This window comes from Candidatus Streptomyces philanthi, from assembly GCF_059553635.1.
This window is the reverse complement of the sequence record NZ_JCANQV010000247.1, coordinates 1-8,959: the sequence shown is the minus strand read 5'-3', so window position 1 is coordinate 8,959 and position 8,959 is coordinate 1. Positions and strand designations below refer to the sequence as shown.

General features: G+C 73.9%; 9 protein-coding genes and 1 pseudogene. 5 read left to right on the top strand and 5 right to left on the bottom strand.

The window, feature by feature from the left end; all coding sequences use genetic code 11:
- The 3 genes from AC51EU_RS23265 to AC51EU_RS23255 all read left to right on the top strand — a co-directional run.
- Positions 1–468 (top strand): DUF4232 domain-containing protein (locus AC51EU_RS23265; protein WP_496268988.1); only part of this gene is annotated, 468 nt, incomplete at its 5' end.
- A 196-nt stretch (positions 469–664) separates the two neighbouring features.
- Complete coding sequence (locus AC51EU_RS23260) at positions 665–1,918, top strand: helix-turn-helix domain-containing protein (RefSeq protein ID WP_496268987.1); 1,254 nt, start codon at positions 665–667, stop codon at positions 1,916–1,918.
- A 302-nt stretch (positions 1,919–2,220) separates the two neighbouring features.
- A complete protein-coding gene (locus AC51EU_RS23255) occupies positions 2,221–3,432 on the top strand; it encodes an IS701 family transposase (protein WP_496268986.1) in 1,212 nt (403 codons plus the stop codon).
- 28 nt (positions 3,433–3,460) lie between these two features.
- Here the strand turns inward: AC51EU_RS23255 and AC51EU_RS23250 are convergent, their stop codons facing one another.
- From AC51EU_RS23250 to AC51EU_RS23230, 5 genes are all read right to left on the bottom strand, one after another.
- Positions 3,461–4,063 (bottom strand): ScbR family autoregulator-binding transcription factor, encoded by a 603-nt coding sequence (locus tag AC51EU_RS23250; protein ID WP_496268985.1) that lies wholly within the window; start codon positions 4,061–4,063, stop codon positions 3,461–3,463.
- A 710-nt stretch (positions 4,064–4,773) separates the two neighbouring features.
- Positions 4,774–5,346, bottom strand: a complete 573-nt coding sequence (locus AC51EU_RS23245) for a DUF6344 domain-containing protein (RefSeq protein WP_496268984.1) — start codon at positions 5,344–5,346, stop codon at positions 4,774–4,776.
- Between the two features lie 428 nt (positions 5,347–5,774).
- Positions 5,775–6,221, bottom strand: coding sequence for a DUF5994 family protein (locus AC51EU_RS23240; RefSeq protein ID WP_496268983.1), 447 nt, complete (start codon positions 6,219–6,221; stop codon positions 5,775–5,777).
- A 425-nt stretch (positions 6,222–6,646) separates the two neighbouring features.
- Entirely contained in the window at positions 6,647–6,883 is a 237-nt protein-coding gene (locus tag AC51EU_RS23235) for a hypothetical protein (RefSeq protein WP_496268982.1), read from the bottom strand.
- 428 nt (positions 6,884–7,311) lie between these two features.
- Positions 7,312–7,887, bottom strand: a complete 576-nt coding sequence (locus AC51EU_RS23230) for a TerD family protein (RefSeq protein WP_496268981.1) — start codon at positions 7,885–7,887, stop codon at positions 7,312–7,314.
- A 295-nt stretch (positions 7,888–8,182) separates the two neighbouring features.
- On the opposite strand from AC51EU_RS23230, the gene AC51EU_RS23225 reads away from it, so the two are divergent.
- Both AC51EU_RS23225 and AC51EU_RS23220 read left to right on the top strand, forming a co-directional pair.
- The gene (locus AC51EU_RS23225; RefSeq protein WP_496268980.1) at positions 8,183–8,710 is read left to right on the top strand and encodes a BlaI/MecI/CopY family transcriptional regulator; all 528 of its coding nucleotides are present in this window, start codon (positions 8,183–8,185) and stop codon (positions 8,708–8,710) included.
- Positions 8,711–8,713: 3 nt separating this feature from the next.
- Positions 8,714–8,959: pseudogene (locus tag AC51EU_RS23220) on the top strand (M56 family peptidase); the annotation flags it as partial.

Below are 8,959 nucleotides of genomic sequence, written 5' to 3'. Positions count from 1 at the left end.
GGCACGGCCCCCAAGGGCGGCACCGCGGCGGCGAACGCCTCCGTCCGCCGGTGCACCACCTCCTCCATGACGGCGGGCTGGGGCTCCGATGGTGGCGGCATCCCCGACATGAAGAGCGACGAGCAGCAGATCGCCACGGTATGGCTCAAGAACACCGGCAAGACCACCTGCACCCTCAACGGCTTCCCGGGCGTCAGGATCATGTCCGACGTCCAGTACGACCTGCCGCGCTCGTCGAAGAAGCCGGTCACCGTCACCCTCAAGCCCGGTGAGCACACCAGCTTCTCCATGGCCCTCATGCCCAGCACCCACAGTGACGACCGGAGGGTCGTGCCGGGCCTGTTCCTGATCACCCCGCCGAACGAGAAGCAGCACTTCCAGCTGAAGTGGCCCTACGGCGGCGCCATCCTGGACCAGTCGGGCGCCACCCACCCGGGTTCCTACGTCAACCCGGTCAACGTCTACTGACCTTGCCTCCCCCCCCCACGGCTGAGCCCCGGGCCCCGGTCCGGGGCTCAGCCGTTCCGGCTCCGCCCCCGGAGGCGTCCCGTGGTTGATCGGCTGTTGACCGGCCTGCCGCAGACTCTCCGCAGCACACGGCACCGCTCCGGGCCCCACCGGCCCCGCTCGGCGCGCGGGTGCCCGACGGGAAAGTGAGAACGGTTTGTCTTTCGGGAACGTCCTCCGGACGCGGAGACTGGCGGCGGGTCTGTCGCTGGACGCGCTGTCACAGCGGACCCATTGCGGCGAGGAGCAGCTGCGCCGGATCGAGACCGGCCGCACCCCCGCCTCCGACGAACTGGCCCAGCGGTGCGACGAGGCCCTGCGGGCCCGCGGCCTGCTGCTCCGCGCCCACCTCGGCCTCCCCGGGCGCCCCCGCGGCGCCCTCCCGCGCCCCGCCCGGCTGCCGTCCCCCGACCTGTGCTTCACCGGCCGCGACCGGGATCTCGCCACCCTCGACAGCGTGGTCTCGGCCATCGACGGCACCGGTAGCGCGACGACACGGCTCGTGGTGGTCGACGGGATGCCCGGCGTCGGCAAGACGGCGTTCGCCGTCGCGTGGGCGCACCGCGCCGCCGCGGCGTTCCCCGGGGGCGTCCTCTTCCACGACCTGGGCGCCTACGGGCCGGACGGCACGGGCACCGGCCTGTCCGACGTACTGGCCGGTTTCCTGCGCACCCTGGGCGTGGCACCGGGCGCGGTGCCGGAGGCCGCCGAGGACCGGGCCGCGCTCTACCGGAAGCTGCTCGCCGGCAGCCGGACGCTCGTCGTCCTCGACAACGTCGCCACCGCCGCGGACGTCCATGCCCTGCTGCCCGGGTCCCCGCACTGCGTGGTCCTCGTCACCAGCCGGAACCGGCTGCCCGGTCTGGTGGTCCGGGAGCGTGCGGTCCGGCTCACCCTGGAGCCGCTGTCCCCCGCGGAGTCCTGCGCGTTGCTGCACACCGTCACCGACGGCACCGCCCTTCCCACGCGGCACGCCGACCCCCGTACCGTCCGGGAGCTGGCCCGGCACTGCGACCATCTGCCGCTCGCCCTGCGCCTCGCCGGGGAGCGCTGCGCGACCGGGCAGTACGTCCGTCCGGACGATCTGCTCGCGGAGCTGACCGAGGGGCCGGGCCCGCTCGCGGTCCTGGACGGCGGGGGCGGGGCGGCCTCGATCCGCTCGGTGCTCTCGTGGTCCTACCGCACGCTGGAGAAGGAGGAGGCCCGTGCGTTCCGTGTGGTCGCGCCGCGCTCCCGTACCGGGATCACCGTCGACGCCGCCGCCGACCTCCTCGGCGTCCCCCGTCACCGCGCCTCCCGCCAACTGGACACCCTCTTCCAACTCCGCCTGCTCTCCGTGACACCCCCGGGCCGCTACCACGCCTCCTCCCTCGTCGGCGCCTACGCGGCGGAACTCGCCGCGGCGGGGTGAAGGGACGGTGGGGACGGGGGTGTTGCCGGGGTGGGTGGGGTGTACGTGGTGTACGTGGCTGCTGTGAGCTGTGGCGTACGTGGCGGCTGCGGGTTGTGGCGTACGTGATGGCGAGCGCCCCGGCCGTCGCGCCGTGCGACGCCCGCACCACCCCCAACTCCCCTCCCTCTACGCCCCATCCGCCGCCCTCTCCCCGCCCTCACCTCCCCTCCCCCGGCGAAAGCAAAACGGTCGCTCTATATTCTTTGCCTCCGTGAGCGCACCGCGGCGGCGGTGACGTGGGGGAAGGAGCCACCAACACCGTGCAGGAAGCGTCCCGGACACCACCCCTGGCCGCGTTCTCCCGGCAGCTGTTCGGGCATCTCCCGCGCGCCGACCAGCGCCGTTGGGCCCATGCCTATCTCCAGGCGCTGCTGAGCACCCCGGGCCGCAAGTCGGTGAGCCGGCTGGCCGCGGCGGTCTCCGGGACGGCCACCGCCGCGCTCTCCCTCCAGCAGTTCGTCAACAACAGCCCCTGGAGCTGGGAACCGGTACGCGGTGAACTCGTCCGCTGGACGCAGCAGCGGACCACCGCCCGCGCCTGGACCTTCGGAGTGGCGCTGCTGCCCAAGCGGGGCGCCCTCTCCGTGGGCGTCCACCGCCGCCAGGACCCGGCGACCGGACGTACCGTCAACTGCCAGGCCGCCATGGCCCTGTTCCTCGCCACCGGCACCTCACAGATACCCGTCGACTGGCGGCTGCACCTGCCGCACCAGTGGACCGAGGACCACGCCCTGCGCCGCCGCGCCCGGATACCGGACACCGTGCGGTACCGCCCCCTGTGGGCGCACGCCCTCGACATGCTCACCACTCTGGCCGCGCGCCAGCCGCTCACCACCACGCCCGTCGTGGCGGACCTCAGCCGGTGCCGCGAGGCCCTGGACCTCGTACGGGAGTTGAGCCGCCGGGGATGCGCGTTCGCGGTCGCGGTGCCGGGGTCGCTGCCGGTCGGGCCCGCCACCGGGACGGGCGTTCCGCTCGTCCGCCGTACGGAGGCGCCCGCCACCGTCGCGTGTTTCCTCGGCGCCCCCGGTGGCGCGCCGCACACCGCGACCCTCACGGGGCACGACGGGCGCCCGCACCCCGTCCGCGTACCGACCGGCACGGTTCGGTTGCCGAACGGCGCCCGCCCCGGGGGCACGGGCCGGCACGTCTACCGGGTGTTCGCCGAGCCTCGTCCGCTGGGCGGACGCCCCGCCCGCATCTGGCTCACCAATCTCACCCGGCGTCGCATGGACGAACTCCTCCCCCTCACCCGGCTGCCCGCCGCGACCTCCGCCGCCCTGCGCACCCTGGAGACCGACTTCGGCCTCCGCGACTTCGAGGGCCGCTCGTACCCGGGCTGGCACCACCACACGACCCTGCTGTCCGCCGCGTACGCCTACTCCCGCCTCGCCGGCGTGGCACCGGGCACCGGCCCGGCGGCGGCCCCGCACACGGCCGCGCGGCGCAGGCCGTGGAACGCCGTGCCGTGAGGCCCGTGCCGGCCCGCGACGCCTGTGGTCAGCCGGGGGCCGGGGCGCCCCGGGACGGATCGAGGGAGATCCGTACGGCCACAGAGGGAACGGCGGTACCCGGGAGCAGCAACTGCCACATGCGGATCACACGCCGCGTCAGGTCCGTACGGCCGTCCGGTGGCGGGAGGAACTGGCGCATGCCGACGCAGGCGCCGAGCACGAACTCGGCCAGTTCGTCCGGTTCCACGCCCGGTTGCAGCTCGCCCCTCGCCGAGGCGGCGCGGAGACAGTCCGTGAGAGTGCCGGCGCACAGGTCGGAGGGGGCGGCGCCCACGGGCGCGCCGAGGGCCTGTTCCGTGGAGAGGCGGAGGCCCGCGCGGAGCAGGGGGTCGTCCTGGAGCCGGTGCGCCCAGATCAGGGTGATGTCCACCAGGCGTTGCAGGCCCGTCACGGCGTCCGGGGGCGCGAACGCGGTGTGCTGGGCGTCGACCACCGCCCGGGCCAGGGCCTCCTTCGAGGCGAAGTGAAAGTACATCGCCCCGGCGGTGACACCGGCACGCCGCAGAATCCCGCTGATGCTCGCACCGGCGAAGCCGTACGCGTCGAACGCCTCGGCCGCCGCCCGCAGAATCGCCTCACGGGTCTGCACGGCCCGCTCCTGTCTCGGCCGTCCCATCCCGTACCTCCCCCGTAAAAAGAACAATCGCTATGCCGTGTGGCCGCAACCTTCCGAGGCTACCCACTCATGGCCCGGCGACACCGGGCACGCGCGCGGGGCCGGCGCGTCTGCCACTGTCCGCACGGATGGAAACCGAGCGATTGTTCTTGAGGAAGCTTGCGCGGGGGTGCGCGTGCGTGTGTGCGGGGAAGGTGGGGCGCGTGGTGTGGGTGTGTGGGGCCTTCGCAGTACGGCGGGCCTTCGGCGTCTGGGCCCGGCCCTCGGGGCGTATGCCTCTTCGCGCTTCCGTTACGCGTTCTGCCGCGCTCGCCCGTGCTCTTGCGCGTCCCCCGGGGTCACCGTCCGCAACGGTGGTCGCCGCCGCGCCCTTCAGGCGTACGGCGGCACGTCCCCCTCATGCGTCCCTCTGGGCATCCCCGTCATCCGGCCCCTCGCCCCCATGGCCGTTCCCCGATGTCGCCCCGATTCCGCGCCGCTTCCGTCCCGCCCCATCCGCACTGTCAGCCCCGCCCGTTCCGCTCATCGCGGTCGGTGGGGCCAGCGCCGTCCGGTATTCCGTTCCCGGTGTCTGATGTCCGATTACCGGTGATGGTCGTCCTGCTGTCGAACCGTCGCGATGCCGCTGCCGCGCGGCGCTTTGTGGAACGCGCCGCGCTCACGGCGTGCGGTACCGGGGCGGTTCAGAGGGTGCAGGAGTCGTGCTCCCTCCGGCGGGGGCCGAGCAGGGACGCGGGGACCTCGCGGGGTTCGGTGTCGGGGCGGCGGGCCTCCCGGGCGGGGCGGGTGCGCAGTGGCTTGATGCCCGTGGCCAGACGGCTGCGTGAGGTGGGAGAGGCGCCGTGGGCCTCGGAGCGGACGCGTTGCTTGAGCGTCGGAGGAAGCCCCGGGCCGTCCGCGCGCATCGCGGGCACGAAGGCCGGAAGGGAGTGGGCCGCGGTCCGTGCGCCCGGGACGTACAGGCCGTCGATGGCGTACGCCGTGACGGGTGTTGTCACGGGTGTGGGCGGGGGTGGGGCGACGCGTCGTACGTGCGCGATGCCCGGTTCGATGGAGGCCGCGTACGGCATGGCCGCCAGATCGTCCGCATACCGGACGCCCCGGCCGCAGTGACCCCGGCCGGCCGAGGGCCGCTGTCCCGCCGCGGCCTCGCGGCGGGCCGCCAACGCGGGTGCGGCGAACCCGAGTGATGCCAGCAGCCTGCCGAGGACGGCGAGACACACCGCCCAGAACTTCGTGACCTTGGTCGCGGCCATGACCCCTCACTTCCGATGGGGGTCCCGGCGCGAACGCCACCGGGACCCATGTCCTTCCTGTTGTGCTTTCTCATGATGTGTACGCAATGCGAGGATCCGAGGACCGACGCCCCCAAGGCCCCGATGTTCAGATGAACACCACCCGTATGCCGCAATGAGACCCCCGAAAACCGGCCCCACCGCGCGGTCCCGACGCCCAGGCCGTAGCCTTCTCGCCCCTCTCACGCTGCTCGCACGTGCCGTACACCCCGTGCGCCCCATGCATGCCGTACGCCCCGCACGTCCCGCGCTCCCGCAGTCCCGGTGACGCGCGACGCCACACGCGCTCCGCCCCCCGGCGACGCCATAGCCCCCGCGCCCCTCCGCGCCGTGCGCCCCGGCGGACTCTCCGCCTCGCGCCCCCTCTCACGCCCCCGCGAGGCCGCCCCTCACTCCGGCAGGACCTCCCCGGACGCCACCCCCGCCATCGTGCGCAGGGCCTCTGGCTCCGGGGTGTCCGGTGGGAGGACGAGCAGGTCCCAGCGGCCGTTGCCGGCCGAGACCAGGCAGAGGGTGGGCGGGTCCGGCCGGTCGTGGATGCGCCGGAGGCGGACGACATGGCCCGCCACCAGCGTGGTGGTGGGCAGCGCGCACCACATCGCGCCGTTCGCGGTGGCGTGGGTGATTCTCGGCCAGTCGGAGGGCAGCGCGGGCAGCAGTTCGGGGAGTTCGGCGGCGAGGTCGGTCGTACGCGGCCACCAGACGCCGTCGACGCGCCGGGCGACACCGTCGGAGGGGACGATGGCGAGCCGGGCGACGGGCGGTGGCTCGGGGTGGTGCCGTCCGTGGACGGCTTCGGCCGCACCGGTCGGGGAACCGGTCGAGCGGCTGGTCATGGGGGCTCCTGGCAAGGGGGTGCGAGGCGCGCCGCGCGCGGCGGTCGGCCGCACGCCGACGGCACCGGACGGGCCGGGCGGCCTACGGCACGGCCGCCCCGGCCGGGGGAAACATGGGGCCTCCGAACGATCCGCCCCGGTGCGCCCGGACGGGCACCCCGACCGGAAACCACGCCCGGACAGGCGCCCTGTCCGGGAAGCGGCCTCGGACGGGCGTCCCGGCCGGGAGGCGTCCCCGGACCAGCACACCAACCGGGAAGCGTCCCCCGACAGGCGCCCAGACCAAGAAGCCTCCCCGGACGGACGCCCCCATCGGGAAGCACACGCGCGTGAGGCGGGGCCGTCCGCCCGTGTTCAGCCATGGAAGGCCCCGGTACGGGCACAGTTGCCCGGTGAGCGGCCCGGGCGCGGGGCGCGGGGGCGGCTCACCGGTCGTCTTCCGGGGTGAGGGGCGGAGGGCCGGCGGCGTGCGCTCCGGGGTGTGCGCCGCCGCCGTGCGTCCCTTTGCGCATCCGGAGGCGGAAGGAGGGGCGGAGCGAGGCGTACTTGTGGCCGGCGATCCTGTCCGCACGCTGGGCGTTGACGCGGGCGAGGAAGAGGGTGCCCAGCGCCACCAGCGCGAGTATGACGACCACGGTCACCAGGGTTTGCACGGCGCTCACCTCATTCGGGTGGGGCGCGCCGCGCCGTTCCCGCCCGCACGCGCGCCGCGCTCCCTTCGGCACGCGGACCGGCGTGCAGGCCGGCGTGCGAACCGGCGTACGCGGACACACCCCATGCTCCGGGTGTCTCCACCGTACTCCGTGTTTGTCCCGTTACGAGAGGGTTTATGAAGCCCCAAACACCACAGATCGCGCCACCCTCCGCGGCCGACCCCCGCCCGCCGGAAACCCCGGGCCCCCGAGCCCCAGCGCCCCAAAAAACACGCCCCCGAAACCCCCGCCCCCAACGACACAGGGCGGCCCCGGCCCCCGCCGGATCGCCGCCCTGTCCGCCTCGTCAGCACCTCCGCCCTCAGCGGATCAGCCCCTCAGAAGCACACGTCTCAGAAGCACACGCCTCAAACGCAGACGCCTCAGCCACACCCCCCTCAGACCCGCACCCCGTAATCCGAGGCGATCCCCCGCAGCCCGGAGGCGTACCCCTGCCCCACGGCGCGGAACTTCCAGTCGCCGTTGTGCCGGTACAGCTCGCCGAAGACCATGGCGGTCTCGGTCGAGGCGTCCTCGCTGAGGTCGTAGCGGGCGAGTTCCGCGCCGTTGGCCTGGTCGACGACGCGGATGTACGCGTTGCGGACCTGGCCGAAACTCTGCCCCCGGCTGTCCGCCTCGTGGATCGAGACCGGGAAGACGATCTTGGTGATCTCGGCAGGTACGGCGGTCAGGGTGACGTTGATGGTCTCGTCGTCGCCCTCGCCCTCACCGGTGAGGTTGTCGCCGGTGTGCTGGACGGAGCCGTCGGGGCTGTTGAGGTTGTTGTAGAAGACGAAGTGCTGGTCGGAGGCGACCGTTCCGGCCTCGGTGCACAGCAGGGCGCTGGCGTCGAGGTCGTAGTCCGCACCCGTCGTCGTCCGCACGTCCCAGCCGAGGCCGACCGAGACGGCCGTCAGGCCGGGCGCCTCCTTCGACAGCGAGACGTTGCCGCCCTTGGCCAGCGAGACTCCCATGGTTTCCCTCCAGGTGTTGCGTACGACGTGCTCACGGCGGTGTATGACCGGTCGGGAGGACCGGGTACCGGAACAGCGGACCGGGTACCGGACAGGCAGAGGCCCGCACCGGCGGCACCGCGTCGTCCCCGTACGGGCGCACCCCCGTGCGGGATCTCGAAATCTACAGGACTGTAGAAAATAGCGGGCGGGCGGCGACGGCATCCGTGCACCCGATCGCCGCAATCCGGCCGATAAGTAAGATGCCCCGGCGCCCCGGCCCTCCGGGACGCCCGGCACGACGGGAGGCGACGGCATGGGCGCGAAGCCCTTCGGGAACACCGGCGAGTCCTCCGGCGGCACGCCGGCCGGGACACCACCAGGCCCCACCCCACCCCCGGCCCCCTTCGACGGCGCCCCGGGCCGCGACCGGTCCCGGCGCCGCGGGCAGGGCGAGCTGGAGGCGCAGGTCCTCGCCGTCCTGCACACCGCCCCGGGCCCGGCCTCCGCCGCCTGGGTGCAGGAACGACTCGGCGGCGACCTCGCGTACACGACGGTGATGACGATCCTCTCCCGCCTGCACGCCAAACAGGCCGTCACCCGTGAGCGGTACGGACGGGCCTACCGCTGGACGCCGGCCGCCGACGAGGCGGGCCTCGCCGCGCTGCGGATGCGCCGCGTCCTGGACAGCGAACCCGACCGCGACGCCGTTCTCACCAGCTTCGTCTCGGCCCTCAACGCCCACGACGAGGAACTGCTGCGCACCCTGCTCGACCGGGCGGAGGAGACGGACACCCCCGACGCCTCCCCGGGGACGGGCAGCCGCCCGCCGCACAGGGACTGACCGGTGGGTTTCCTCGTCTTCCTGCCGCTCGTCCTGCCGCTCACGGCGCTGCCGATCGCCCGGCTCGCGGGCCAGCACCTCCACCCCCGCGGCACCACCCGTCTGCTCACCCTGCTCGCCGCCGTCCTCGGGCTGTGCAGCACGCTCTGCCTGTGCCTGCTGATGGTCGTCGGCACCGCCCAGCTCCCCGGCAACCCGCTGCCCGACGGCTGGTCGGACCCCGAGGTGCGGGCCGCGCTCCCGTACGCC